This window comes from Ferrimonas sp. (assembly GCF_048263965.1).
In the GTDB taxonomy this organism is placed as follows: domain Bacteria; phylum Pseudomonadota; class Gammaproteobacteria; order Enterobacterales; family Shewanellaceae; genus Ferrimonas.
This window is the reverse complement of record NZ_JBLXDO010000001.1, coordinates 591,824-617,471: the sequence shown is the minus strand read 5'-3', so window position 1 is coordinate 617,471 and position 25,648 is coordinate 591,824. Positions and strand designations below refer to the sequence as shown.

The 25,648-nt window shown below is 59.7% G+C and carries 24 protein-coding genes and 1 tRNA gene; 11 read left to right on the top strand and 14 right to left on the bottom strand.

The annotated features are described in order from the left end of the window. Window positions 1–177: 177 nt before the first annotated feature. Window positions 178–1,296, bottom strand: coding sequence for a tetratricopeptide repeat protein (locus ACN0RV_RS02905; RefSeq protein ID WP_417345363.1), 1,119 nt, complete (start codon window positions 1,294–1,296; stop codon window positions 178–180). 223 nt (window positions 1,297–1,519) lie between these two features. Between ACN0RV_RS02905 and ACN0RV_RS02900 the strand changes: the two genes are divergently transcribed. Together ACN0RV_RS02900 and ACN0RV_RS02895 are read left to right on the top strand one after the other, a co-directional pair. Then, complete coding sequence (locus ACN0RV_RS02900; protein WP_417345412.1) at window positions 1,520–2,680, top strand: MFS transporter; 1,161 nt, start codon at window positions 1,520–1,522, stop codon at window positions 2,678–2,680. Further along, window positions 2,673–3,494, top strand: coding sequence for a TIGR03899 family protein (locus ACN0RV_RS02895; protein ID WP_417345362.1), 822 nt, complete (start codon window positions 2,673–2,675; stop codon window positions 3,492–3,494). The genes ACN0RV_RS02900 and ACN0RV_RS02895 overlap by 8 nt, the downstream gene beginning before the upstream one ends. Here ACN0RV_RS02895 and cobA read toward each other — a convergent pair. After that, window positions 3,456–4,262, bottom strand: a complete 807-nt coding sequence (gene cobA, locus ACN0RV_RS02890; protein ID WP_417345360.1) for a uroporphyrinogen-III C-methyltransferase — start codon at window positions 4,260–4,262, stop codon at window positions 3,456–3,458. The genes ACN0RV_RS02895 and cobA overlap by 39 nt on opposite strands. A 326-nt stretch (window positions 4,263–4,588) precedes the next feature. Here cobA and ACN0RV_RS02885 point away from each other — a divergent pair. Then, window positions 4,589–4,665: transfer RNA gene (locus tag ACN0RV_RS02885), tRNA-Pro, on the top strand. A 559-nt stretch (window positions 4,666–5,224) separates the two neighbouring features. Beyond that, on the top strand, window positions 5,225–5,602 hold the full coding sequence (locus tag ACN0RV_RS02880; RefSeq protein ID WP_417345358.1) for a PH domain-containing protein: 378 nt from the start codon (window positions 5,225–5,227) through the stop codon (window positions 5,600–5,602). Between the two features lie 71 nt (window positions 5,603–5,673). Here ACN0RV_RS02880 and ACN0RV_RS02875 read toward each other — a convergent pair whose 3' ends face one another. The 3 genes from ACN0RV_RS02875 to ACN0RV_RS02865 are packed head-to-tail and all read right to left on the bottom strand — an operon-like array spanning window position 5,674 to window position 9,912. Then, on the bottom strand, window positions 5,674–6,414 hold the full coding sequence (locus ACN0RV_RS02875) for a phosphoadenylyl-sulfate reductase (RefSeq protein ID WP_417345357.1): 741 nt from the start codon (window positions 6,412–6,414) through the stop codon (window positions 5,674–5,676). After that, window positions 6,407–8,134, bottom strand: a complete 1,728-nt coding sequence (cysI, locus tag ACN0RV_RS02870; protein WP_417345355.1) for an assimilatory sulfite reductase (NADPH) hemoprotein subunit — start codon at window positions 8,132–8,134, stop codon at window positions 6,407–6,409. The genes ACN0RV_RS02875 and cysI overlap by 8 nt, the downstream gene beginning before the upstream one ends. Continuing rightward, on the bottom strand, window positions 8,134–9,912 hold the full coding sequence (locus tag ACN0RV_RS02865) for an assimilatory sulfite reductase (NADPH) flavoprotein subunit (RefSeq protein ID WP_417345353.1): 1,779 nt from the start codon (window positions 9,910–9,912) through the stop codon (window positions 8,134–8,136). The genes cysI and ACN0RV_RS02865 overlap by 1 nt, the downstream gene beginning before the upstream one ends. Before the next feature lie 422 nt (window positions 9,913–10,334). Between ACN0RV_RS02865 and ACN0RV_RS02860 the strand changes: the two genes are divergently transcribed. From ACN0RV_RS02860 to ACN0RV_RS02845, 4 genes are all read left to right on the top strand, one after another. Further along, window positions 10,335–11,504 carry an NAD(P) transhydrogenase subunit alpha gene (locus tag ACN0RV_RS02860; protein WP_417345351.1) on the top strand — a complete coding sequence of 390 codons (1,170 nt, stop codon included), beginning with the start codon at window positions 10,335–10,337 and terminating at the stop codon, window positions 11,502–11,504. Continuing rightward, window positions 11,505–11,783 (top strand): NAD(P) transhydrogenase subunit alpha, encoded by a 279-nt coding sequence (locus tag ACN0RV_RS02855; protein WP_028110007.1) that lies wholly within the window; start codon window positions 11,505–11,507, stop codon window positions 11,781–11,783. 6 nt (window positions 11,784–11,789) lie between these two features. Then, window positions 11,790–13,169 carry an NAD(P)(+) transhydrogenase (Re/Si-specific) subunit beta gene (locus ACN0RV_RS02850; protein ID WP_417345349.1) on the top strand — a complete coding sequence of 460 codons (1,380 nt, stop codon included), beginning with the start codon at window positions 11,790–11,792 and terminating at the stop codon, window positions 13,167–13,169. 277 nt (window positions 13,170–13,446) lie between these two features. Then, entirely contained in the window at window positions 13,447–14,637 is a 1,191-nt protein-coding gene (locus tag ACN0RV_RS02845) for a carbohydrate porin (RefSeq protein ID WP_417345347.1), read from the top strand. 66 nt (window positions 14,638–14,703) lie between these two features. Here the strand turns inward: ACN0RV_RS02845 and ACN0RV_RS02840 are convergent, their stop codons facing one another. From ACN0RV_RS02840 to ACN0RV_RS02820, 5 genes are all read right to left on the bottom strand, one after another. Further along, complete coding sequence (locus ACN0RV_RS02840) at window positions 14,704–15,849, bottom strand: winged helix-turn-helix domain-containing protein (RefSeq protein WP_417345345.1); 1,146 nt, start codon at window positions 15,847–15,849, stop codon at window positions 14,704–14,706. 123 nt (window positions 15,850–15,972) lie between these two features. After that, complete coding sequence (locus ACN0RV_RS02835) at window positions 15,973–16,221, bottom strand: hypothetical protein (RefSeq protein WP_417345343.1); 249 nt, start codon at window positions 16,219–16,221, stop codon at window positions 15,973–15,975. Window positions 16,222–16,291: 70 nt separating this feature from the next. Continuing rightward, complete coding sequence (locus ACN0RV_RS02830; RefSeq protein WP_417345341.1) at window positions 16,292–16,630, bottom strand: hypothetical protein; 339 nt, start codon at window positions 16,628–16,630, stop codon at window positions 16,292–16,294. A 9-nt stretch (window positions 16,631–16,639) separates the two neighbouring features. Then, window positions 16,640–16,882: a hypothetical protein gene (locus tag ACN0RV_RS02825; protein ID WP_286340387.1), complete on the bottom strand. Its 243-nt coding sequence runs from the start codon at window positions 16,880–16,882 to the stop codon at window positions 16,640–16,642. A 225-nt stretch (window positions 16,883–17,107) separates the two neighbouring features. Then, window positions 17,108–17,932 carry a hypothetical protein gene (locus tag ACN0RV_RS02820; protein WP_417345339.1) on the bottom strand — a complete coding sequence of 275 codons (825 nt, stop codon included), beginning with the start codon at window positions 17,930–17,932 and terminating at the stop codon, window positions 17,108–17,110. Window positions 17,933–18,072: 140 nt separating this feature from the next. Between ACN0RV_RS02820 and lpxL the strand changes: the two genes are divergently transcribed. Further along, window positions 18,073–18,996 carry an LpxL/LpxP family Kdo(2)-lipid IV(A) lauroyl/palmitoleoyl acyltransferase gene (gene lpxL / locus ACN0RV_RS02815; RefSeq protein ID WP_417345337.1) on the top strand — a complete coding sequence of 308 codons (924 nt, stop codon included), beginning with the start codon at window positions 18,073–18,075 and terminating at the stop codon, window positions 18,994–18,996. A 121-nt stretch (window positions 18,997–19,117) separates the two neighbouring features. On the opposite strand, the gene ACN0RV_RS02810 is transcribed toward lpxL, so the two are convergent. The 3 genes from ACN0RV_RS02810 to glnE form a co-directional block, all read right to left on the bottom strand. Further along, window positions 19,118–19,522: a PPC domain-containing DNA-binding protein gene (locus ACN0RV_RS02810; protein ID WP_417345335.1), complete on the bottom strand. Its 405-nt coding sequence runs from the start codon at window positions 19,520–19,522 to the stop codon at window positions 19,118–19,120. Window positions 19,523–19,628: 106 nt separating this feature from the next. Continuing rightward, complete coding sequence (locus tag ACN0RV_RS02805; protein WP_417345333.1) at window positions 19,629–20,099, bottom strand: hotdog fold domain-containing protein; 471 nt, start codon at window positions 20,097–20,099, stop codon at window positions 19,629–19,631. 38 nt (window positions 20,100–20,137) lie between these two features. Continuing rightward, on the bottom strand, window positions 20,138–22,981 hold the full coding sequence (gene glnE, locus ACN0RV_RS02800; RefSeq protein WP_417345331.1) for a bifunctional [glutamate--ammonia ligase]-adenylyl-L-tyrosine phosphorylase/[glutamate--ammonia-ligase] adenylyltransferase: 2,844 nt from the start codon (window positions 22,979–22,981) through the stop codon (window positions 20,138–20,140). Window positions 22,982–23,054: 73 nt separating this feature from the next. Here glnE and ACN0RV_RS02795 point away from each other — a divergent pair, with 73 nt between their 5' ends. Both ACN0RV_RS02795 and ACN0RV_RS02790 read left to right on the top strand, forming a co-directional pair. Next, window positions 23,055–23,939 (top strand): DUF350 domain-containing protein, encoded by an 885-nt coding sequence (locus ACN0RV_RS02795; RefSeq protein WP_417345330.1) that lies wholly within the window; start codon window positions 23,055–23,057, stop codon window positions 23,937–23,939. A 43-nt stretch (window positions 23,940–23,982) separates the two neighbouring features. After that, window positions 23,983–24,765: a potassium channel family protein gene (locus tag ACN0RV_RS02790; protein ID WP_417345329.1), complete on the top strand. Its 783-nt coding sequence runs from the start codon at window positions 23,983–23,985 to the stop codon at window positions 24,763–24,765. Here ACN0RV_RS02790 and ACN0RV_RS02785 read toward each other — a convergent pair. Beyond that, a complete protein-coding gene (locus tag ACN0RV_RS02785; RefSeq protein WP_417345327.1) occupies window positions 24,692–25,606 on the bottom strand; it encodes an inorganic triphosphatase in 915 nt (304 codons plus the stop codon). The genes ACN0RV_RS02790 and ACN0RV_RS02785 overlap by 74 nt on opposite strands. Between the last annotated feature and the right edge of the window lie 42 nt (window positions 25,607–25,648).

The window sequence follows — 25,648 nt, the reverse complement described above, 5'->3', positions numbered from 1 at the left end:
TCTACCTGCTCGACTACGGACAGTTTAAAGGACAGTGGGTAATCACGTTGAGTGCGCTTACGCCTTGCTATTGTTGGCTTGCCCATAATAGGTCTCCAATGTGTAAACCTATTTCAGGACGGGACACACAGTCAGAAAAAAGGTTGGCCTCGGCCAACCTTTTTTTATGGCACTGGTTCAGTGCTCAAACGCCCTGAGCTTGAGCTGATAACGCTCCTTCTCGGTGCGTGGTGCCAACTTGATGGCATCGGTGAGGGCCCGCTGGCTGTCATCCAGCTGACCCAGTTGGAAATAGGCCCTGGAAAGCCCGAAATGAAACTCATGATGATAATCGGCGAGTTTTACCGCTTTACGGTACTGGCTTAGGGCCTGGCTAAAATTGCCTCGATTGTAGGACGCTTCCGCCATATCGAAGTAGTAAAAGGGGTTATCCAAACGACTCAACTCTATCTGGCGATGCAGCTTGGCCCACTCGGTGAGCCGCCCCTGAGAGGCGAGCAACACCGCCAGATTGTGCATGCTGTGCAGAGGATCGATGCCCAGCTCCATCACATAGCGATACACCTGCTCCGCTTCCTCCTCCATCCCCTGACGCTTGTAGAGCACCCCAAGGGTATTCCAGGCGGCGCTCATCTGCGGATCGAGCGTCAGAGCCTGCTTCAAATAGTGGTAAGCATGGTCCGGCTTCTCCTCCACCATATGCTCCGCCGCCAGGTTGCTGAAGAACCGGGCCAGAACCTCGGGTTCGGACAGTTTCACCACCCGGTAGCCACGCACCTGGCTGCTGGGCAGAAAATCGATCACCTTGCTGTTTCCCCCCAGGGGAGACCAGTCACCGGGCTGAGGCGGAGCCTCGAGCTTGATGTTGACGTGATCATTGACCAGGTAGATGCCACCACGACGATCCCAGATGGGGGGGGACTTGACCAATTGGTACTCAACCTCAAGGTGAAGCTCTTTGGCCAGTGCCGCAGTCATCACCACCAGCGACATGCAATTGCCCGAACGTAACTGGTAGGTCTGAGACGCAATCTGGGTGACGCTGTTGTCGTACTCAAACCCCCGATTGACGCTGACCAGCTCCGCCAACATGTCAATGCGCATCGCCTTGCTGCTTGAGGTGCGGCTGGCCTTACCCGTGAACCTGAGCATATCCCGGTCCAGGGCAAAGAGTTGCTCAGGGGTGATCACATCCACCACCTCGACAAAGGCGGCATCCGCCAGCACAGGCGCAGGCACCGTGGGTTGCGGCGTCGACATGCACCCACAAAACAGCACGGTAATGAGGCCGAGCATCAAAGATCTCATACCCCTAATGCTAGTCCGGCCCTGATGCGTTAACAAAACCGACCACAACTTTGTTACAAATTGGTGTCAGCAAGATTCAGTTACTCAATTGATTCAGCCAGTGCTAAAAAGCCTTTGTTCCAGCCCTGACGACCCCCTAGGATAGAGACCCTCCTCTTATTTTTGGATAAGGCCCGCGATTTTGACTCCCTCCCGCCCGCAACTGCTGCTGATGATGACCTTTATCATGTCCCTGGTGTTTGCCGTCTGGCAGGTGCTGCTGAACAACTTCGTGGTGGAGGTGGCATCATTTACCGGCAAAGAGATCGGCCTGCTGCAGTCTCTGCGAGAGGTCCCGGGTTTTTTGGCCTTCACCGCCATCCTGGTGTTGCTGGTGATCCGGGAGCAGAGGTTTGCCCTTATCTCCCTGCTGCTGCTCTGCGTTGGCGTGGCGCTGACCGGCTGGTTTCCCTCGGTAGTGGGGCTCTACTGCACCACGGTGCTGATGTCCGTCGGTTTTCACTACTATGAGACCTGCAACCAGTCCCTGACACTGCAGTGGCTGCCCAAGGGGGAAGCCGCCGCTTTCATGGGACAGGCGCTGTCGGTCAAAGCCGCTGGCGCTCTGCTTGGGTACGGCAGCATCTGGCTGTTGATGACCGGCCTGAATCTGCCCTACGAATGGGTCTACACCCTGGTGGGCGGGCTGGGGCTGTTGATGGTGCTGTTCTGCATGGCGCGCTTTCCCCAGTTCACCGAAGACGCCCCGCAGCAGAAGCGACTGCTGCTGCGCAAACGCTACAGCCTCTACTACCTGCTTACCTTCCTCTCCGGTGCCCGCCGGCAGATCTTCATGGTGTTTGCCGCCTTCATGATGGTGGAGAAGTTTGGCTACAGCGTCACCGAAATCACCGCCCTGTTTCTGATCAACTACCTGTTCAACCTGCTGTTTGCCAAGCGCATCGGTCAGTGGATTGGCCGAATCGGTGAACGGCGTACCCTGATGATTGAGTACATCGGCCTGATTCTGGTGTTTGTCAGCTACGCCAATGTGGAGCACCCCACCCTGGCCGCCGGCCTCTACGTCGTCGATCACCTGTTCTTCGCCATGGCCATCGCCATCAAGACCTACTTCCAGAAGATTGCCGATCCGGACGAGATCGCCGCAACCGCAGGAATCAGCTTTACCATCAACCACATCGCTGCCGTTGTCATCCCGGCTCTTCTGGGACTTGTGTGGCTACACTCTCCGGCTCTGGTGTTTTATATTGGGGCGGGGATCGGCCTGTGCTCCTTGCTGGCTGCCCTGAGCCTGCCGGCGACCCCTGCGCCGGGCAATGAGACACGCTGGGGTGCCCTGTTCCCCGCCACACAGACCAGAGCCTATGACTGACAAGATCATGGCCGCCCCGCCAAAGCGGGAAAGCAGCCGCACTGCAAGACAGCAAGCCGTTACCCTGGCACGGCGCATCGGCCTGACCGGCAATGACGCTGAGACCGCCGGCGCCCTGGCCCAACGCACAGAGCTCCGTCTGAAAAACTGGCAGGAACAACGTCAGCAAAACCTGGAAGCGGTGGTGAAACAGGCCATTGGCCTGGCAGGCAATGCGGTGAGCAACAAGGAGCTGGACCCGGACTGGCAGTTCCAGTTTTGTCAGATGGCGGAGCAGATCCATAACGGCAGCATGCAGAAACTGTGGGCTCAGATTCTTGCTACCGAACTCAGCCTTCCCGGCAGCTTTGGCCTGAGAACCCTGGAAACTCTGAAGGGGATGACCCAAAGAGAGGCGATCCAGTTTGCCCGAACCGTGGCCATCTCCTGCCAGCTCAATGGGGACGCGAGCCACAAGGTGATTCTGGGCTACCGTCGGGAAGCGGGCTTCGGCGGCTTCAGCTCTGCCCGACAGGAGACACTCAACCTCTCCGGTCAGGGGCTACCCTACTCCACAGTGCTCACATTGAAGGATCTTGGCCTGCTGTTTGCCACCGAACTGGAAACCGGGCCCCTGCCCGCGAAACAGCCTCTGCTGATCCGCTGTCAGGGACATGCGATGAAATTTCTGCCCAAGAGCGCCCGACTCAGGCTGAGGTACTACCGCTTTACTCAGGTGGGGGATGAGCTGGCCCGGCTGATCACCGAGCCTGCCAATGAGGAGTATTGCGAATCGTTAACCAAACTGCTGTTGGACGACTTCCTCCCCCAGTAGCTCGGCGCTGAACCACTCCAGTGAATGGTGCAAAGACACCACGTCACCCACGATCAATGCCGCCGGTGTCTGCACCCGGGGATCGGTGGCCAGTTGTTCCAGGGCGTCGAGACGGCCAGTGACCACAGTCTGCTGAGGCTGGCTGGCACGACTGACGATGGCCACCGGAGTGTCACCGGACAGGCCCCCCTCCATCAATCCCGTCGCTATGGTCCCGGCGCGGGCCACGCCCATGTAGATCACCAGAGTATGGTGGCTGAGCGCCAGCTTGTGCCAGTCGGAGATGGGCTCACCGCCCATGCCATGACCGGTGACGAAGGTCACCCCCCGGGACAGGGTCCGGTGGGTCAGGGGGATGGCGCCATAGGAGGCACACGCCGTGGCGGCGGTAACACCAGGCACCACCTCATAGTCGATGCCCGAAGCACGCAGGGCCTGCATCTCTTCACCGCCACGACCGAACATCAGCGGGTCGCCTCCTTTCAGGCGCACCACCGCACGGTCACCTGAGGCGGCTTTAGCCACCAACAGCCGGTTGATCTCCTCCTGAGACATGGAGTGACGGCCGCAGCGCTTACCCACGGCAATGCACTCCGCCTCCGGATTGATCAGCGCCAGAATCGGCTCACTCACCAGCGCATCGTAGAGCACCACGTCGGCCCCTTGAATGGCGCGCAGTGCTTTGACGGTCAACAGCTCAGGATCGCCGGGGCCGGCGCCCACGATGGACACCCTGCCGGTGCGGTTGGGTAAAGTTATCAGGCTCACCAGATTCTCCCTTTTCAGCATCGGAACAGCTTAGAGCCACTCTTAATAACCACAAAGAATCATTTTGGAACTTTTAATGCCATTATTGCATATAAAGTTAACCCTTTCAGAACATCGGCCTGTAAATTAGCCACTTGACCAAATTTCCTTAAAGAGCGCTTGCGCATCCTAAGAAAATCGCTATCATAGGCCGCCGTTGAGTTCGGTAACCGAGCGAAACGAAATCGGTGATTAGCGCAGCCTGGTAGCGCATCCCCGGTTTTGGGTAAGAGCAGGACCAGAGCTGGTCCGAAACAACTCAAGCTCAGAACGAAACAAAAATTTGTCGGTGATTAGCGCAGCCTGGTAGCGCATCTGGTTTGGGACCAGAGGGTCAGAGGTTCGAATCCTCTATCACCGACCACCTTACGAAGCCCTGCTCTCTGAGCGGGGCTTTTTCGTATCTGAAGCACAACTGCGTTGTGCGGGTCAGAGGCCTAGGCGCCCCCGTACTAATCCTCTATCACCGACCACCTTACGAAGCCCTGCTCTCTGAGCGGGGCTTTTTCGTATCTGAAGCACAACTACGTTGTGCGGGTCAGAGGACTAGGCGCCCCCGTACTAATCCTCTATCACCGACCACATTCAAGAGCCCTGTTCGCGAGAACAGGGCTTTTCTCGTTTTAGAGGTGCTGCGCACCTCGGGTCAGAGGCCTAGGCGGCCCCACCTGCGCGGCCCGGAACTAACTCCTCTATCACCGACCACCTTACGAAGCCCCGCTCTCTGAGCGGGGCTTTTTCGTATCTGAAGCACAACTGCGTTGTGCGGGTCAGAGGCCTGGAACCCCGCTTGGGCGAAACGTCCGCCGCCCAAAGGAAGAATGAGGCGACAGAGAGAAAACAGACTGAATTTCAGTTCTTTGGGTAAGAGCTATACTCTTGGTAAATCAGAGCTATACCCATCATTCAATCAAGGACAGACCATGATCGACTTTCAGGAATCCTCCGTCTTTAAGCTCAAGCCCATAGAGATCGCCGACGCCAGAGAAGACTTTCACAAGTTCATCATCGAAGGCGAGTCCATCTTCGCCGCCTTCAAGACCATTCGCGATCAGGTGGTGTTCACCAACAAACGCATCATTGCCGCCAATGTGCAGGGCCTCACCGGCTCCAAGGTGGACTACACCTCCCTGCCCTACAGTAAGATTCAGGCGTTTTCGGTGGAATCCTCCGGTACTCTGGATATGGATTGCGAAATTGAGGTCTATCTGAGCGGCCTGGGACGGGTACGCTTCGAGATCCGCGGCTCCTTCGATCTGATCGCATTCAACAGGTACATCAGTGAGTGCATCCTCACCTAGCAGGACTGACCTTCCCCCCGGCAACGCCGGGCAAAAAAAGAGGCTGCCTAACGCAGCCTCTCCCGGGCAGATCAGATATCGTAATGAAGTCCGCACTCCCGGCGGAAACCGGAGAAACGGCTGTCCTCTTCGCTCATTCCCAACTCCATGGGGCGGCTGGTGTGGATGTCCCCCACCGAGGCGTAGCCCTGATGCCACAGGGGGTGGTAGGGCAGGCCTTGCTCTTCCAGGTAGTAGTGCACATCTTTGTTGGTCCAATCCAGGATGGGCAGCAACTTGAACCGGCCCGAGCGGATCTCCAGAAACGGCAGATCCGCCCGGGAGCTGGCCTGCTGCCGACGCAGCCCGGCGAACCAGGTGCCCACATTCAGCTCGTTGAGCGCCCGCTGCATCGGCTCCACCTTGTTGAGGCGATTATAGTGGTTCAGTCCCTCCTGTCCCTGCTCCCACAGCTGGCCGAAACGGGCCTCCTGCCAGGCCGGGTTCATCTCAGACCGGTACACCTTGAGATTCAGTTTCAGCTTGTCGGTGAGCTCATCGATAAAGCGGTAGGTCTCAGGAAACAGATAGCCTGTGTCGGTGAGCACCACGGGGATGTCCGCCCTGGCCTGGGTCACCAGGTGCAGCATCACCGCCCCCTGAATGCCAAAGCTGGAGGAGAGGATCGCCTCCCCCGGCAGGTGTTTCAATCCCCAGGCGACCCGCTCCTGGGCGCTCAGCGCCGCCAGGGTGTCATTGGCCTGGGCCAGCCAGGCCTGATGCGCCTCTAGCTCTGGGTTAGCCGCCACGGCGGCCAGGTCGATGTCAGCCATGAAAGTCCACCTTCGCTTTGATCACCTCGGGCACCACCTGGGCACGGATCAGGAAGTCACCGAAACCCTCTCCCTGGTGACGTTCGCCCACCCAGCGGCCCACCAGTTGGTCCAGCTCGGCCAGGATGCTCTCTTCGTCCAGGTTTTCCTTGTACATCTTGGGTATCCGGGTGCCTTCACGGTTGCCCCCCAAGTGCAGGTTGTAGCGGCCCGGGCCCTTACCCACCAGGCCCACCTCCGCCAACATGGCACGGCCGCAGCCGTTGGGGCAGCCGGTGACACGGAAGATGATCGACTCATCACCAATGCCATGGCTCGCCAATACCCCCTCGATGCGGTCCACGAAGCCGGGCAGGAAGCGCTCCGCCTCCGCCATGGCCAGGGGACAGGTGGGCAGGGAGACACAGGCCATGGAGTCCTTGCGCTGATTGGAGACACTGTCATCCATCAGCCCATGCTCCCGCGCCAGGGTCTCAATCTGCGCCTTGTCCTGCTCCGCCACACCGGCCACCACCAGGTTCTGGTTGGCGGTCATGCGGAACTCTCCCTGGTGCACCTGGGCGATGGCCGCCATGCCGCTCTTCAGGGGCTTATCGGGGAAGTCGAGGATACGACCATTTTCGATAAACAGGGTCAGGTTGTGCTTACCGTCAATGCCGGCGGTCCAGCCAAAGCCGTCGCCTCGGTCGGTCAGCTCATAGGGGCGAATGGGCTCGAAGCGGATGCCGGCGCGACGCTCCACCTCCGCCTTGAAGGTGTCGACCCCCACCCTGTCCAGGGTGTACTTGGTCTTGGCGTTCTTACGGTTCACCCGGTTGCCCAGGTCCCGCTGGGTGGCCACCACCGCCTCAGCCACCGCCAGGGTGTGCTCCAGAGGCAGGTAGCCAAACTCATCCGCCTTGCGGGGATAGGTGCTGGTGTCGCCATGGGTCATCCCCAGGCCACCGCCCACCAGCAGGTTGAAGCCTACCAGCTTGCCGTTGTCGGCCACGGCGATGAAGTTCATGTCGTTGGCGTGGATGTCCACGTCATTATGAGGGGGCACCACCACGGTGGTCTTGAATTTACGGGGCAGGTAGGTGCGACCGAGGATCGGCTCCTCCTCCTGGGTGCTCTCCACCTTTTCACCATCGAGCCAGATCTCTGCATAGGCCCGGGTTTTGGGCAGCAGGTGCTCGGAGATCTTCTTCGCCCACTCGTAGGCTTCGGCATGCAGCTCCGACTGCTCCGGGTTGGAGGTGCACAGCACATTGCGGTTGACGTCGCCGGCGGTGGCGATGGAGTCGATGCCGATGCTGTTCAGCATCTGATGCATCGGCTTGATGTGACGCTTGAGCACGCCGTGAAACTGGAAGGTCTGACGGGTGGTCAGACGGATGCTGCCGGCGTGGGTGTTGCTGGCGGCAAACTCGTCGATGGCCAGCCACTGCTGCGGGCTGATCACCCCGCCGGGCATACGCGCCCGCAGCATCACGGTGTGCAGCGGTTCCAGCTTCTGCTCGTTACGCTCGGCGCGGATGTCACGGTCATCCTGCTGATACATGCCGTGGAAACGGATCAGCTGGAAGTTATCGGCGGTGAAGCCACCGGTGAGGGGATCGGCCAGATCCGCTTCGATGGTGCCCCGGAGCAGATTGCTCTCCCCCTTGAGGCGTTCGTTGTCCGCCAGCTTACCCTGCACCTGCAGTTCGCTGAGATCTGGGGTTTTCTGGTCACTCATCAGTACACATCCTTCTGGTATCTCTTGCTTGCACGCAGCGCCTCAAGATATTGCTCGGCCTGCTCGCGGCTCTTGCCACCATGTTCGGTCACCACTTCAATCAGGGCGGTTTCCACATCGACGGCCATGCGCTCGGCGTCACCACAGAGGTAGAGGTGAGCGCCCCGCTCCAGCCACTGGTACAGCTCGGCCCCGGCTTCCCGGACCCGGTCCTGGACATAGATCTTGTGCTCCTGATCCCGGGAAAACGCCAGGCTGATGCGGCTCAGCAACCCGCTCTTCACATACCCCTGCCACTCCACCTGATAGAGGAAGTCCTCGGTAAAGGTGGGGTTGCCGAAGAACAGCCAGTTGTCCCCTTCGGCGCCCTGGGCCTCCCGCTCCTGCATGAAACCGCGGAAGGGGGCGATGCCGGTTCCGGGACCGATCATGATCACCGGAGTGTCGCCGGATTCGGGCAGACGGAAGTTCTGGTTGGGCTCCACATAGACCTTCACCTCATCCCCCTCCTGCAGGCGACGGGCAAAGGCGCCGGAGACGGTGCCCAGTCGAGGTTCGCCGTCGCGCTCCGCTTCCACCAGGGCCACGGTCAGGTGCACCTCCTCCTCCACTTCCGCCTGACTGGAGGCGATGGAGTAGAGGCGGGGGGTCAGCTTGCGCAGCAGGCCAACCAGGGGCTCGGCGTCCGGTTTGGCCGGATAGCGTCTGGCCAGGTCCAGCAGCTGGTGCTGATGGATAAACTGCTTGAGTGCGTCGCCATCGTCGGCGATCTGGGCCAGTTCAGCGCTGCCCGCCAGTTCGGCCCAACCCTTCACCAGGGCTGGGTGCAGCAGGGTCAGCTCAAAGGTCTCGGTGAGTGCCTGGGACAGAGGCACGCTGACCTCCTTAACCTGAACACTCTCCTCACCACTGAGACCGACCGCTGCCAGAATCTCGGCCACCAGGGCAGGATCGTTGTCCATCCACACCCCCAGGGCGTCACCGGGCTGATAGCGGATGCCGGACTCCTCCAGGCTCAGCTCCACATGGCGGGTGTCCTTGATGGAATCGCGGCCGGTGATCTTCTGGCTGGCCAGGAGAGTGGCCTTGAATGGATTGCTGCGGCTGTAGCTGCTGACGCCGGTGGCCTGGGCTGGCGCTGCTACAGAGGCGGTGGCCGGAGCCAGATCCGCCAGCTTGACCAGAGCCTGGGCGATCCACGCCTCGGCGCTGTCTTCGAAGTCCACATCGCAGTCTGCTCGCTCGAGCAGGCGGCTGCCGCCCAGCTCCGCCAGCCGGTCATCGAACTCCTTGCCGGTCTGGCAGAAGTGCTCGTAGCTGGAGTCCCCCAGGGCCAGCACCCCAAAGTGGACCCCATCGAGCTTGGGCGCGCGATTGGAGAACAGGAATTTGTGCAGAGCAATGGCGTCATCGGGCGGCTCACCCTCGCCATGGGTGCTGACCACCACCAGCAGTTGCTGCTCCTCCTTGAGTCGCTTGGGCTTGTACTCAGACATGGAGACCAGTGCCACCTCCCTGCCCTGCCCCTTGGCAGCGTCCGCCAGTTGCTGAGCCACTGAGCGGCTGTTGCCGGTCTGGCTGCCGTAAAGGATGGTCAGTGAACTGGCGGCCGGTGCCACCGGCTGCGGCTGACCGCCGGCAAGATTGGCGGACGCGGCCAGGTAACCGCTGACCCAGGCCAGCTGAAGGGGGGAAAGATCGGAGGTCAGCTGCTGTAACTGGGACAGCTTGGCCGGTTCCAATACCCCGGCCCCTGCGTGTAACTCGGATAACTGCATGCTCTGCGCTCGTGACTGTGGACAATTGCAACAGGGTAGGCGCCGGGCTTCTTTATAAAAAAGAATTAAAAAATTTTTTTTATACGATAAATGAATATGCGGTGATCGACGAAAAACTGTTCACATTTCACAAAAAATGCATTAAATGTAATAAGGCCGGAATATTTGATAAAAATGTGACCAATAACAGAGAGGTTGGTGACGCCAGTGTGATGGAGGTCTTTTTGACACCAGCATACTCTGCCATAAATTCCGGCGGCAACGGCGCAATGACACAACGACCTCCATTCATTGAGACGATTGTGGTGATTCAATAAATCGACTTAGCATTGGATTTCTAATAGTCCACAATGCTCAGTGATTTACGCTTTGGTATCACCAAGATAGAACCGATAAACCTAATTCTGCTAGAGGATAGCGTTGTGAAGATCGCCGTGATCAAGGAGCATCTCGTCGGGGAGACCCGCGTGGCCCTGTTACCCGCCAACGTTGCCAGGCTCGCCAAAGCGGGCTGTGTGGTAACGATTGAAACCCAGGCCGGTTTTGAAGCCGGTTTTACCGATCAGGACTATCTCGACAGTGGAGCTCGAATCGGTGCTGACCGCGCCCAGACCATAGAGGGCGCCGAGCTGGTGCTGACTCTGCACGCCAAGGGCGAAGAGTTTGACCAACTGCTTAAAGATCTGAATCAGGGCCAGACCCTGATGGGGATGATGGATCCGCTGATGCACCCGGAGAACGCCCAGAGGGCGGCCGAGCTGGGCATCAACACCGTCGCCCTGGAACTGATTCCCCGCATCACCCGGGCCCAGAGCATGGATGTGCTCTCCTCCAACGCCACCATCGCCGGTTACAAGGCGGTGATTCAGGCCGCGGAACTGACCCCCAGACTGCTGCCGATGATGATGACCGCCGCAGGCACCCTGAAACCCTCCCGCACCTTTATCATGGGTGCCGGTGTGGCCGGCCTGCAGGCGTGCGCCACCGCCAAGCGCCTGGGCGCCGTGGTGGAAGCCTACGACATCCGTCCCGCCGCCCGGGAGCAGATCCTCTCTGTGGGCGCCCGTCCGGTTGAGCTGGAAATCGAAGATGCCGACACCGAATCCAGCGGCGGCTACGCCAAGGAGCAGTCCGCCGAATTCATCGCCAAGCAGCAACAGGCGATGGCCAATGTGCTGGCTCAACAGGATATCGTCATCACCACCGCCGCCATTCCCGGTCGCAAGGCCCCGACCCTGATCACCAAGGAGATGGTGGCTCAGATGAAGCCCGGCTCGGTGATCGTCGACCTAGCCGCGGAAACCGGCGGTAACTGCGAACTGACCCAGCTGGGTGAGGTGATCAACGTCAATGGCGTCATCATCTCCGGCCCGGCCAACATCGTGGCCTCCACCGCCAACCACGGCAGCCAGATGTTCGGCACCAACCTGGAAAACCTGATCCGTCACCTTATCGACGACGAAGGCAAGTTGGTGTTCGACTTCGAAGATGAGATTGTCCACGACACCGTCACCGCCTATCAGGGCGCCGTGGTGAACCCCCGCATCCGGGATCTGCTCGGACTCAACGCTGAAGTGAAGGAGGAGGCGTAAATGGAAACCCTGCTGTTACTGCTCACCCTGTTCGTGATCGCCATCTTCCTGGGCGTAGAGCTGATCACCAAGGTACCGCCCACACTGCACACCCCGCTGATGTCCGGCTCAAACGCCATCTCCGGCATCACCCTGGTAGGTGCCCTTCTGTCCGCGGGCAGCGGCTCCGGCATTCTGGTGAATGTTCTGGGCTTCATCGCCGTGACCCTGGCCACCATCAACGTGGTGGGCGGCTACATGGTCACCAACCGCATGCTGGGTATGTTCAAGAGGAAGTAACCGACCATGAATACTGCTGTAATTTATCTGGCCTACCTGGTGGCCGCGGTCTTCTTCGTGCTCGGCATCAAGAACATGACCAAGCCCCGTACTGCGGTACGCGGTAACCAGATCTCCTCCATCGGTATGCTGATCGCCGTGGTGGTGACCCTGCTGGATCAGGCGATCCTGAGCTTCGAATGGATCATCGCCGGCATGGTGCTCGGTGGCCTGATTGGCGCCACCCTGGCCAAGAAGGTACAGATGACCTCCATGCCCCAGATGGTGGCGGCCCTGAACGGCTTCGGTGGCGGTGCCTCCCTGTTCGTGGCCCTGGCCAACTTCATGGACCCGGCAGCGGCCACCTCCCTGGTGGCTCAGATCTCCGTGGGCGCGACCGTGCTGATCGGTGCCGTGACCCTGTCCGGCTCCTTTATCGCCTTCGGTAAGCTGCAGGAGATCATCTCCGGCAAGTCCATCGCCGTGCCCGGCAACACCATGGTCAACGCCCTGCTGGCCATCGTATCCGTGGCCCTGGTGATCGCCCTGGTGGTGAACCCCTCCCCGATGCTGATCTACGCCCTGGTGGCGGTTGCCCTGCTGCTGGGTATCCTGCTGGTGCTGCCCATCGGTGGCGCCGACATGCCGGTGGTGATCGCCCTGCTGAACTCCTACTCGGGCATTGCCGCGGCCACCGCAGGCTTTATCTCCAACAACACCGTGCTGATCGTCTCGGGCTCCCTGGTGGGCGCCTCCGGTCTCATCCTGACCCAGATCATGTGTAAGGCGATGAACCGCAGCCTGACCAACGTGTTATTCGGCGTGATGGCGGAAGGTGGCGAGATCATCGACGCCGACGAGGTGTACCAGGGCAAGGTGAAGTCCTCCTCCCCTGAAGAGGTGGCGATGATGCTGGAAACCGCCGAACGGGTGGTGATCGTCCCCGGCTTCGGCCTGGCCATGGCCCAAGCCCAGCACGCCGTACGCGAGCTGGCCGACGTGCTGGAAGGACGAGGCACCGACGTGAAGTACGCCATCCACCCGGTTGCCGGCCGTATGCCCGGCCACATGAACGTGCTGCTGGCGGAGGCGGAAGTGCCCTACGAGCAACTGGTGGAGATGGACGCCATCAACCCCCAGTTTGAGCAGACCGACGTGGCCATCGTCATCGGCGCCAACGACGTGACCAACCCCATGGCTCGTGAGGACAAGGGCAGCCCCATCTACGGCATGCCTATCCTCAACGTCGACAAGGCGCGCACCGTGGTGGTGGTGAAGCGCTCCCTGAGCCCTGGCTTTGCCGGCCTGCCCAACCCGCTGTTCGCCAGGGACAACACCTTGATGCTGTTCGGCGACGGTAAGAAGGCGATCATCGACCTGACCTCCAGCCTCAACGAAGCTGACTGATGATTTGCTAGCGCAGCAATACCCAAAACGGAGCCAGATGGCTCCGTTTTTTCTGAGCGGTTCCAGGCCGCCACACACCGTCCGAGTCACCGGGCAAATCATCTCAAAGGTGAAGCCCGTGCCATTTCATTAAGACAATCAAATACCCAAGAGCCCTCTCGCCATGGCAATTCGCCAGTCATCGACTAGGCTTTTTATCCGAGTCCTACTCACTATGGGTTAGTGCACAGTCGCAACCCCGGATTAAGATTGTCGATCTGCTTATCGAGGACCAGCCATGCTGAATACTCAACGCCTCCCTCCCCTGCTCTTGGTCCTGTTGCTGCTACCAGCCATACGCCAGGCCTTGGCCAGCGACACCAACTTTGGCAGCCCGGACGCCGTCGACAACCAGATCAGCGCCGACAAGGGGGATCGGCAGAAGCCCCTGCGGGAACAGTGGTCCGCCAAAGGGGTTGAGTTTGGCCTCGACTACTCGGCGGTAGGCCTGTACAGCGACACCGCTCTGCCCGGCTCTGACAAGGAGGCTTTTAGCGGCATGGTCCGCTTCTACGGATCCTGGCGCCCTCAAGGACAGCAGGAGAACGGGGGCGGCTCTCTGGTGTGGAAGGTGGAACACAGGCACAGCTTCACCGACACCTCGGTGAAGAACTTCGAGTTTGGCGTCGGTGGCCTGGGGCTGGTCACCCCTCCCTTCAGCGATGAGAAGGGCCGACTGACCAATCTTTACTGGAAACAGAAGCTGTCCGATGGCCAGGGCACCCTGATCGCCGGTTTCATGGATGTCACCGACTATGTGGATGTGTACGCCGCCGCCAGCCCCTGGACCGGCTTTATGAACTTCGCCTTCAGCACCGGCACCAACACCATTGCCCTGCCCAGTGATGCCACCTTCGGGGCCGCCATGGGCCATATGCTTACCGACAGTCTGTTTGTGATTGCCGGCATTAGCGATATGGAAGCGGATCCCACCAAGCCACTAGAAAGTGCCGACAACTTCTTCAGCGACAACCGCTATTTCAAGAGCCTCGAGCTTGGCTGGACCTCTTCCCAGGAGCAGATCTACCTCAATAATCTCCATCTGACCCTGTGGGAGTCGGACCGCAGCGACTTTCTCAACCAGGCGGCCGACAAGGGGTTTAATCTCTCTGCCTCGATGATGAAAGGCAGTTGGCTGCCCTTTGTCCGCTATGGTAACGCTCAGGATGGCAGCCTGCTGGGCATCAAGGAATCGGTCAGCCTGGGGTTCGTCTACTACGGTATGCTGGCCCCCCAGAACAACTTCGGCTTCGCCCTCAACTGGGCGGACGCAGGCAGCGATCAGTACACTGCCGAAGCCTTCTACTACATGAAGTTGGGCAAGCATGTCGAGCTGACCCCGGACATCCAGCTGATCGTCGATCCCGCCCTGAATCCAGGTAAGGACCAGATCTGGATCGCCGGCCTTCGCGCCCGCATCTTCTGGTAAGGTGCACAGATCTCCAGTCCGGCGAACAGGACTCGGCGGGCTCCGCTCCCTCCTGCGGAAGCCTGCCTAACACACCCGGCTGATGGACACCCGGTGACAGTGATTAAACGCGGCAAAGCGTGACAGCTCCTGTTCCAGGGCCGACATAAAGGCATCGCGACGACGAAGACCGGGTTCGAGGTGCAACGACATCACCTCCAGATGCTTCTGTTGTCGATGCGCCTTGCAGTCTGCCCGGGCCACCAGGCGACCATCCCAGAGTATGGGAAGGCAGAAGTAACCGTACTGGCGCTTGCCCCTGGGCAGGTAGCACTCCAGTTGGTAATCAAACCGGAACAGGGCACTGGCCCGCTTTCTCTGAATCAGCAGGTTATCGAAAGGCGATAGAATCCTGGCCTCCTTGCGGGGCAGACGCCGTTCAAGCAGCGTCAGCGCCTGGCCGGTAGTGCAGTAGCGGCTGCCTCCCACCTCCACCTGCCGAATCTCTCCCTCCTCCAGCATCCCGGCAATCGCCTGGGTAACCGAGGGCTTGACCCCCTTCAGCAGGTAGGTGAACTCCGCCACAGTGCCCAGCCCATGGGCGCGAAGATAACTGAGCACCAGAAACCGGGCGTGCTCCAGGCTATCCGGAGCTCGGGTGTCCACCTCACCAGGCAAGGCGCGCTCGGTCAGGTCATACACCTTGTGAAACTTCTCCCTGGCCACCACCATCAGATCCCCCTGCATAAACAGATTCTGCAGGGCGGCCTTAAACGGCGTGCCGCTCCACTCATGGCGCTGACTCCCTGGGGATTCAAAGTCCTTCGCCATCAGGGGGCCCTCGTCCCTGATCCTCTCCAAGACCCGGGTCATCAACCCGAGGTCTTTCTGGTGCCAGTGACGCTGTTCTCCGGCGCGCAGCGCCGCCTTTCTCGGCAAGGTAAAGCGGTATTGGGACATGGGCAGGTAGGCGGCGGCATGGGACCAGTACTCAAACACCTGCTTACGCTCGATCAGCGCATCCAGATGCTCCGAGCGGTAACCTGGATTGCGGCTCCACAGCAGATGATGGTGGGCCCGCTGGACCACGGACAGGGTATCGATCTGCACATACCCCAGCTGCTCGATGGCCGCCAGGGTCTTGTTGATTCCCGCCCCCTTGAAGGCACCCGCAGACAATCCCTGGCTCAGCAGGGCCAGCTTACGCGCTTCAGGAAGGGACAGTGAGGTCATACAAACTAAAATCAGAGAGTTGATTCTGAAAGATAGTGCGCTCTTGAGAACAAAGGTGTCAACGTCGCAGAGGTTACAGCCTGTCGCCAGGGCGAACCATTCACTTTCTGATGCCCAATCGACTTACTCTTTCGGCAACCCCTGAGGCAGTTCGTCGAAGATGCGATGGAACTGCTCCCGTTCCTCCGCCAGGGCGGCCTGTTTGATGGCAAAGGCGCGCTTGCACTCCTCCACCCAGGCGGCGCGGCTGGACTCGCCACTGCGTGAGAGGGCTTCCACCGCCTTACGATAAGCTTCACCGGCCTCCTTCGAGGCCTGGCGACACTCAATCAGGTTTTCAAAATCCGCAGGATTGATCTCAACTTTGCTCATGTCGCATGCCCCCAAACTCAGGTGTCTCTACACCTTATAGTCGAGGGACGCGACTTAGTCGAAACCCACCCTAGAGTTGTCGAAAGGCTTCCCGGGTCTGATAACCACTGCCGGAGATGAGACGCTCCAGGGTTTCGATCCGCTCCCGGTCCCGTTCAGCCTGAATCTTCAGCTGCTCCAGCTCTTTCTGAAGCGCCTCGAGGCGTCGATCGACACTGTCGCTGCCGGTATCGTCATCCATACCAGAATCATCGCCCACGCCGCCAAGATCCAGCGCCTTGTTGGCCTTGGCGACGTACTTGTCGTACAGGGCTTTGAGTTTGTTCTTGTTGCTGTCGTTGAGAATGACGCTGCCGACGCCCCATAACACCAGGCCGGCAAACACCAGAAATAGAATCAACGAGTCCATTGGGGCTCCTTATCCCAGTCGGGAGATCTCCTCACGCAAATCAAACCCAGAGTCGGTGACGATCTTCTCCAGTACAACCACCCTCTCCTCCAGGGCCTTGCACTGTGCCTGGGTGCTCTTCAGCTCGCCCTCCAGCTGCTTGAATTGCTCAAGGTTCGCCTGAGCCTCACTCTTATGCTTACTCCTAGTCATGGCAACCAGGCACCCCATCACAATGGCTACGATGGCTACGATGGATCCTGAGGTCAGCATCTAATTCTCCTTATGCTGTTGTTATTCTGGGGCGCCAACCGACACCGAACACTGAGCTCGGTGTCGGAGGGCAATGGGTGTCGTCAAAGTCTGGGTTTTCCCAGTCACCACCAGGGGTCAAGCCGATGGTTACTTCAATGTAGCAAGTTCCGAACCAACTAGCTAAGCCATTGATTTATATGAATAGCACAAAAAGACATTGGCTGAAATAAGGAGAATTGACCGCTAGTTAGCGGAATTCACCAACATCAGGTCATGGTGGTGCAGCCGATAGCCCCCGAAATCGTCCCCCATCAACAGGGTTAGACTTGGGGACAACATCTGCCACCAGCGCTCCACCAACCGGGGAGGCACATAGGGATAGGCACCACGACCCGGGCCAAACTGACGACGGCCCAGGGTGCGGAAATGGGGAAGCTCGGAGGTGGCAATGACACTCTGGATAAGAACCTGTTCAAAACTCAGTTGAGCCAGTTGAACGCGCCGCGCTGGCGACTCCAGCCAGGGCAGCAGCACCGGGGTGGTCCAGTGCGCCCAATCCGGCGCCGCCCCCATCAAATTGAAGTTGCGCAGATGCACCAGGTTCCACCCCAGTTGCACCCGACCTTCTTGGGCCAGCAACCAGAGGGCATGCAGGTCGGCAATCACCTCCTCTTCCCACAGGGAGGGCCAATAGGCGAAGCGGAAAGGCTGGCGAAGCGACTCAGAAATATCCAGAAGGTGTCCCCGCTCGTGCAGCAGAGCCAAAGAGAGGGAGTGCACAGAGGGCTGCTCATAGACCCGATGGCCCACCAGCAGAATATGGGGCTGAGTGAGGCGCCCGGCATCGGTGAGGATCAGCGACTGATTATTCAGGGTGAGGGTGACGGCTCCCTGTCCCGCCAACTGCTGGCTGAGTGCCTCTGCCAGATCCTCCGAGGCCAGTTGCCAGTGCTCAGAAAAGACAGACACCAGGGGCTTGGGCAGTCGCTGCAGGCACTGCGGCAGTTCACTGCGATCGCACACCGGCGCCCCGACACTCAGGCTCGCTGCCAGCAACAGGCTCAGCACTGCGGTCCCCAATGACCGTGACTAGCCGGCCGAAAGGCAAAATTCTTCAGGATCTGAGAGAAGTACATGGCGCCAAAGTGTATCACAGGGACCAATTCGGCTGTTAGAATAGCCGGCTCACTGATTGTTACGGAAACACCATGGTTACCTCAGCTGAATTCGACCGGGCCTTCTACCACCCCAGATACTGGCCAATGTGGCTGGGCCTCGCCTTGATGAAACTGCTGACCTTCCTGCCTCTTAAAGCGCAGTGGTGGCTGGGCAGTGGCCTGGGCAGATTGCTTCAGGCAGCGCTGAAGAAGCGGGTGCACGTGGCACGCACCAATTTACGCCTCTGTTTCCCTGAGAAGAGCGAGGCGGAGCGAGAAGCCCTGCTGCGGGATAACTTCAACCAGACCGGCATGGCCCTGTTTGACAGCGTCAACGCCTGGTGGTGGAGTGACGAACGCATCCAGAAGCACATGACCATCAAGGGCATCGAGCACATCGAACAGGCCAAGGCCGACGGTCAGGGGGTGATTCTCTTTGCCGCCCACTGCCTGATGCTGGAAGCCGGAGCCCGGGTTTTTGGCCAGAAGTGCCCGGGAGTCGGCGTCTACCGCCCCCACAACAACAAATTTATGGAGTACCTGCAGGTACAGGGCCGGCTGCGTTCCAATAAGGGACTGATCCCCAAGCGGGAAGTGCGCCAGATGGTCAAGGCGCTGCGCAATGGTGATGTGATCTGGTACACCGCCGATCAGGATGCCGGTCGCAAGGGCGCGGTGTTTGCCCCCTTCTTTGCCGTGGATGACGCGGTGACGGTGACCGGGGCGACCACCCTGGCGAAGCTGGGTAAGGCCAAGGTGATGCCCTTCTTTGTCGAGCGCAACAAAGACAACTCAGGCTACACCATCGAGATCCTGCCGCCCCTGGAAAATTTCCCCGGCGAGGATGAAATGACCGATGCGGTAAGAGGCAACCAGATCCTGGAACAGCTGATCCGCCGCCGCCCCGAACAGTACATGTGGCTGCACCGCCGCTTTAAGACCCGACCCCAGAAGAGCGATCCCAGCCTCTACTGAACCCCGTGTAAAAAAATAGAAAAAGAGGGCTGAGCACCAAGGTGCTCAGCCCTTTTGTTATCTTGCCCAAGCCAGAGCTGTTCAGGCACCGCGTCACCCTCGGGTTAATGACCCACACACCTCACTGACTTGGCGGTCCGATGGTCAGCTCGGTAAACCTCGTCTGCGGGTCCGGTTCTCGGTTGAAGATGAGGTTGTGGTAATGGTGAATGATCAGTTCAGCGGTGGTGTCTATGGTGCAGCCCTCCAGCAGGTGCCCGCCGACGACCTCGCCACTCTGCCTAGCAACGGAGAGGTGCACATGCTGATGATCCGGCGTGAGCGTCCCCATCACGGACACCAACTCAACAGGCTCATTGAGCAGCAGCGTCTCTGTTGCCCCTGCCAAGCGAACATGGAGGTGGGTCAAACACCCGACACAGGAGGCGATGCTGCCTGCCTGGATGCCATGGTCGGTTACCAGCTGTTGAATGGCATTTTTCAGGTCATCGCCTCGGGTTAAGCGGACCGCTATGGGAGTGATCAATGTGTACCTTTCTTGTCAGAGGAAGCGCTTGGCTCAACCAGCATCATGTTACTGGCTTGACGCTTCCCAAGCCATAGCAGCTGAATGCTCATCCACTGGGACTCACTCAGTGCTTCTTGGGCTTTTCCGACAGCCACAGATTGATGGTGCCCTTGACCACCACGGTGCCCTGATCGTCGTAGGCGGTCACCCTCACCGGCAGATCCCCGGGCTGCCAGGCATCCGGGTCGGTCTCTGCCACGCAGCGAATGTCACTGCCCGCCTTGGCGGTGTACTGCACGTCCATCCCTTTGGGGATCCAGCGCAGGTGTTTGGGGATGGAGGCCTCGGCCATCATCCCCATCGCCAGTTCCAGGCCGTTACAGATGGCAATCACATGGACGGTGCCAATGTGATTCTCCACCTTACGTTTCTTGCTGATGACGCAGCTGACATGATTCGGGCGCAGTGCCTCCAGTCGCGTCGGTATGGTTTTAAAGTAGGGGGCCTTGTTGGCCACAATGCGCGTCATCAACCAATCACTGAAGGGCAGCTTCTGCACCCTCTTGTGAATGTTCAGCAGGTAGTTATCGGACATCCTCTTCCTCACAACTGGTCAGATCAGTTACAGGGCGATTATTCCCCCTTTGTGTGATCGTTGTCAAAAAATCGTGACCACAGCACTGCCACCGCCTCGCAGCCTGAGGGCTTGTGCTCCTGCGGCAGAAGGCCACTCAAGCCCGCCAGCACCCGGTGATGGTTGGTGTCCCGGATCTCTGTGTAGGTATGCACCAGCAGATCCGCCTCCTCGGCACTGAGCAGCTCCTGCTGCAGCGCCACCTCCAGAATGCGAACGTTATCGGACCAACGGGTCATCTGCGGTATCGCCTCGCTGTGGGCCAGCACCAGATACTGGGTGATGAACTCGATGTCGGTGATGCCACCCGGCCCCTGCTTGAGATCGAACTGGGTGTCATCGCCCTTATGCAGGTGATTGCGCATCTTCTCCCGCATCTCACTCACCTGAGTGTTGAGCTCGGCCTCCTCCCTGTGGAGCGCCAGCACCGACTCACGAATTTCATTGAACCGCTTGACCATGGCCGGTTCGCCGTAGACCACCCTGGCCCGCACCAGAGCCTGATGCTCCCAGGTCCAGGCTTCCTGAAGCTGGTATTCGTGGTAGCGATCGATGTGGCTCACCAATAGGCCGGAAGCGCCCGAGGGGCGCAGTCGCATATCCACCTCATAGAGGATCCCCGACAGGGTCCGGGTGGAGAACAGGTGCAGCACCCGCTGGGCCAGCTTCAGGTAGAAGTGATTGTTGTCGATCGCCTTGTCGCCATCGGTGTAACCGCTGTCGGCCCGATGGAGGAACACCAGGTCCAGGTCAGAACCATAGCCGAGCTCCAGCCCCCCCATCTTGCCGTAGGCGACCACGGCAAATCCCTTATGCTCTCCAGCGCAGGAGGGCATCCCATGACGGGCAACCAGTTGATTCCAAGCCAGTTGCACCACCTGGTCCACTATGGCTTCCGCCAGCCAGGTCAGGTGATCGCTGACCTTCATCACCGGCAACACCCCGGTGACGTCGGCGGCGGCAATGTGCAGCTGACTGATCTGCTTGAACTGCCGCAGCGCCTCCATCTGCTGCTCCAGATCCTCCTCGGGCACCCGCATCAGGAACTCCCGCAACCCGGCGGCGTAGCCGTCCGGCGGCAACACCTGATAGAGGGACATGGGATCGATAAGCTCATCCAGCAAAATGGGATAAGCCGCCAGCTGATCCGCAATCCAGGGGCTGGCGGAGCACAGGCGCACCAGTTGCTGACGCGCAGCCGGATTCTCCAGCAGCAACTCCAGGTAGGTGGTGCGGGTCAAAATGGTGCCCACCACCTTCATCACCCGACTCAGCAGCTCAGGTTGATTCTGCTTGCCCGCCAGCTCGCCAAGAAGCCTGGGCATCAGCTTATCCAGGGTATCCCGGCCACGGGGCCCGATGGTGCGCCGGGCAAATTCACTGCGACACTGCATCAGCGGCTCAGCCAGGGCGGCGTCCAGGCCGCTCTCCTGAAGGATCTCCTCCACATCCGGGTCCGGATGCTGCCACAGGGCAGGCAACTCTCCCAGCTCCTCCTCCTCCTGCTCATCACCGCCAATGGTCTCCTTGAACACCAGGTGGATGTTCTCCATGTGTTCGGCCAGGGCCTGGCGCAGGCTGCCCCACTCCTCGAACCCCATGCTCAATGCCAGGCGCAGCTGGTCATCGTTGCTGTCGGGCAGAGTCTGGGTCTGCTTGTCATCCAGGGCCTGCAACAGGTTCTCCAGGCGGCGCAGGAATCGGTACCCCTCCAGCAATCGCTTGTGATCTCTGCCATTGATGCAGTTGCTTCGGGCCAACTCAGCCAACACCGGCATCAGGGGCTGACGACGCAGCGCCGGCTGACGACCACCACGGATCAGCTGGTGGGTTTGCACCACAAACTCCACCTCGCGGATGCCGCCCCGGCCCAGTTTGATGTTATTGGTGAGGCTGCTGCGGCGCAGCTGGGATTCGATCAGTGCCTTCATCCGTCTCAGGGCATCGATGGCGGAGAAGTCGAGGTAGCGGCGGTAGATAAAGGGGCGAAGCAGACTGTGGAGGTCGACGGCATCGTCGCACTCCCCCATCACCCTGGCCTTGACCATGGCGTAGCGCTCCCACTCCCGCCCCTGCTCCTGGTAATAGTCCTCGACCGCATCGAAGCTCACCGCCAGGGGACCGGCTTCGCCAAAGGGGCGCAATCGCATATCCACCCGGAAACAGAACCCTTCCGGGTCCACATCCGCCAGCAAGCCGATCAGCTTCTGACCCATGCGGATAAAGTACTGCTGATTGTCCAGCTGTTTGTTGCCGTCGGTGCTGCCGTTTTCCGGGTAGGTAAAGATCAGGTCGATGTCAGAGGAGAAATTCAGCTCACCGCCGCCCAGCTTGCCCATCCCCAGGATCAACAAGGGCTGCTGCTCACCCGTGGGGCTTCTGGGGTAGCCAAAGCGCGGCGCCAGATGTTCACACAGCCAGTCCCGGGCAGCCAGAATCAGGGTTTCTGCCATCTGGGACAGGTGCGCCAGGGATTCATCCAGAGGCGCCAGGTTGAGAAAGTCTCGGGCCGCGATAAGAATCATCTGTCGATGACGGAAGCGGCGCAGCACCCGCTTGGCCGAGGCTTCATCCTGACAGGCCGAGAGCGCCTCATCCAGGGCGGTCCGAAACTGGGGATGACGCAGATGCTGAGACAGCTGCTGGAAAAACTCAGGCAACCACTCCTGGTCTCGGCTCAGGCGGCCCCCAATAAACTGGGACATGGCAAACAGGTAGTTAAGCCTCTGCTGCTGCTGCTCATCCAGGGCGTTCCAGGGCGCCTCTCCCAACACCTCTCTATAGTGATCGGCCTGCTGACGCAGGCTGGCTGGGAGGTTGTCGAACAGGGGCGGCAGGCTCATAATAACTTCCTGTGTATGCGGATTTTTCTCGGATTACCTTAGCAGAAAGCGGTTAAGAAGGCAGCGGTCGGATATGGCAGAGTGGTTGCAATGGGATTGGATTCACCTGGCCCTGGAGATGGGAGGCAGCCTGCTGCTGTTTACCCTGCTTCGCTTCAGTCAGGGCTGGTGGGAAGGGGTCAGCAGTCAAAAGGAGCTGGCAGAGAGGGATAACGTCGCCTTCGGCATCAGCACCGCGGGCTCGTTGCTGGCCATGGCTCTGGTGATCAGCTCGGTGATGCCCCGCCAGGGACACCTCAGCTACACCCAGCAGGGGATCAACCTGGTGGTCTTCGGCCTCATCGGCCTGCTGCTGATTCGAATCAGCCTGTGGGCCAATGACCGCTTTGCCATCAACCGTATCGATAAGAAGCAGCACATCCTCAGTGGCAACGTGGCCATGGCCCTCACCGATGCCAGCGCCGCCCTCAGTGCCGCCTTCATCATCCAGGCTCTGCTCAGCAAGCTGCATCAGACGCCCTCGCTGATGGGTGTCGTCAGCTACGGCCTGATCTATATCGCCAGCCTGGTGATGCTCACCGGCATCAGCCACTGGATGCAGCGTCTCCATGACCGCAAAGGTTATGGACCCTTCCAGCAGGCGATCGAGCAGGATCAGCGCTCGGTAGCCCTGAACCATTCCGGGGTAGTGATCGCCTGTGCGCTGATTATGGCGGCATCCGTATACCTGCCCGATGTGGGCGTAAACCAGCCCCTGACCCTGCTCTGGAGCTGGTTTGGGTTTGCCCTGGGGGGACTGCTGCTGCTGACCCTGTGGCAGAGGCTGCTCAGCGCCTGGGTGATGATAAAAATAAATCCGGACAGGGAGATCGCCCTGCAGGACAACAGCGGCATTGCCGCTCTGGAAGCGGCTCAGTGGGTGGGGGTGGCCCTGCTGCTGAGCGCCATGATTGATTGAGAGAACTATGCCAAAAGAGTCTTTAAGCCCCAGGGAAACAGGGATGATGCTGCTGTCGGTGCTGTCGGTGATCGTCGTGCTGATCATCGCCTTCAACGACGAAACCAAGGAGGCGATTCGCCTGCTGCTCTACATCGATTTCGCCATCTGCATGGTGTTTATCACCAACTTCTTCTGGGGGCTGGCCAAGTCAGACAGCCGCAAGCTCTACTTCACCCAGCACTGGATCGATCTGGTGGCCTCCATACCGGTGATAGAACCCCTGCGTTTCGCGCGGATCTTCCAGGTGCTGCGGGTCATCCGCCTCATGCGCATGAGCCGCTCCCTGCTCAAGGCATACAGCCACCACAAGCGGGAAACCACCGCCACCAGCCTGCTGGTGGCCCTTATCACCGTACTCACCTTCTCCTCGGTGATGATCCTGCTGTTTGAGGACGGGGTCCCCGGGTCCAACATCAACGACGCCGAATCCGCCATCTGGTGGGCGCTGGTGACCATCTCAACCGTGGGGTACGGCGATTACTATCCGGTAACCACCGAGGGGCGGGTGATTGGTGCCATGGTGATCATCTGTGGCGTGAGCTTCTTCGGTATCGTGGCGGGCTACCTGGCCTCCATCTTCGTCTCCCCCGAGGAGCAGGAGAAACTGGATGAGCAGAACAAGCAGTTGCAGAAGCGCTCCGACGCCCTGGAAGCCAAGTTGGCGGCCCTGACAGAGCAGAACCGCCAAATTCTCGCCAAGCTGGATGCCCTTACTCCCCCTGGAACTCCGGCAGCAGAGCCAGAAGGGCCAACTGAGTCTGACCATAAGCGGTCGTCGCCATAACCTGAGCCAGCCGCTCCCTGGGATCCGGGGCGTCCATCAGCCCCTGGCCCAGGGCCGCCAGGCGCACTGCCAGAGCGGGCTCACGGTCAAACAGCTGCTGTGACAACCCGCTGAACTGTGCCACCAGCGCCTCCAGAGCGCCCTGTGTGCCCAGCATCAGGTGATGCTCATTGCACTGCCAACCAGCAAGGCCGCTGGCCAGGTCTTGGGGCTGCTCAGCCTGAAGCGGAGGCTGAGGCGACAAGCCGGCCAGCCGATATCCGCGAGCCGCTTTGGAGGCCTGCCCCAGACGCAGGTTGAACCGTTCGGCCAATCTGCTGGCCAGTTGCAGCGCCTCGCCAAGGTCGCCGCGGATCAACTCCAGCTCCAACTCATCGATCACCTCGCTCTTGCCCGAGGCCAGGACTTCGCCACAATCCAGCGCCACCTCCAGCAGGGTGCCGCCGGCCAGTTCCAGCTCCAGAGCATGACGACGGAAGTTGGTGGCAAACTGCTCCGTCAGCGCCTGCTGCAGGGCAGCCACCTCCTCCCCCTGCCATACTTCCACAGGAAACAGCGCCAGATCCGGCCAGTCGCCGTCGATATCCACGTTGTACTCGGGACGGCGGTGGACACCGGTATCACTGCTGCCGGCGGTCTTCACCGTCTGCTCCCGGTGTTCCCCCTTCTGACGGACCCGTAAACCGACGTCCAGATGACGCAGCGTCAACTCCGGGGTATCGAAGTAGCGATTCACCAGAAAGTGAGTTTGATCACTTTTTGTTCGGCCCGCCTGTTTTAGCGCCGAAACCAGTTCATTCCTGTCTACCTGGGTGAGCAACAGTTTCAGTTCGATTTCCATAAGCCTATAAGTTTCTTTAAAAATTCATACCGTTGTCAGTAA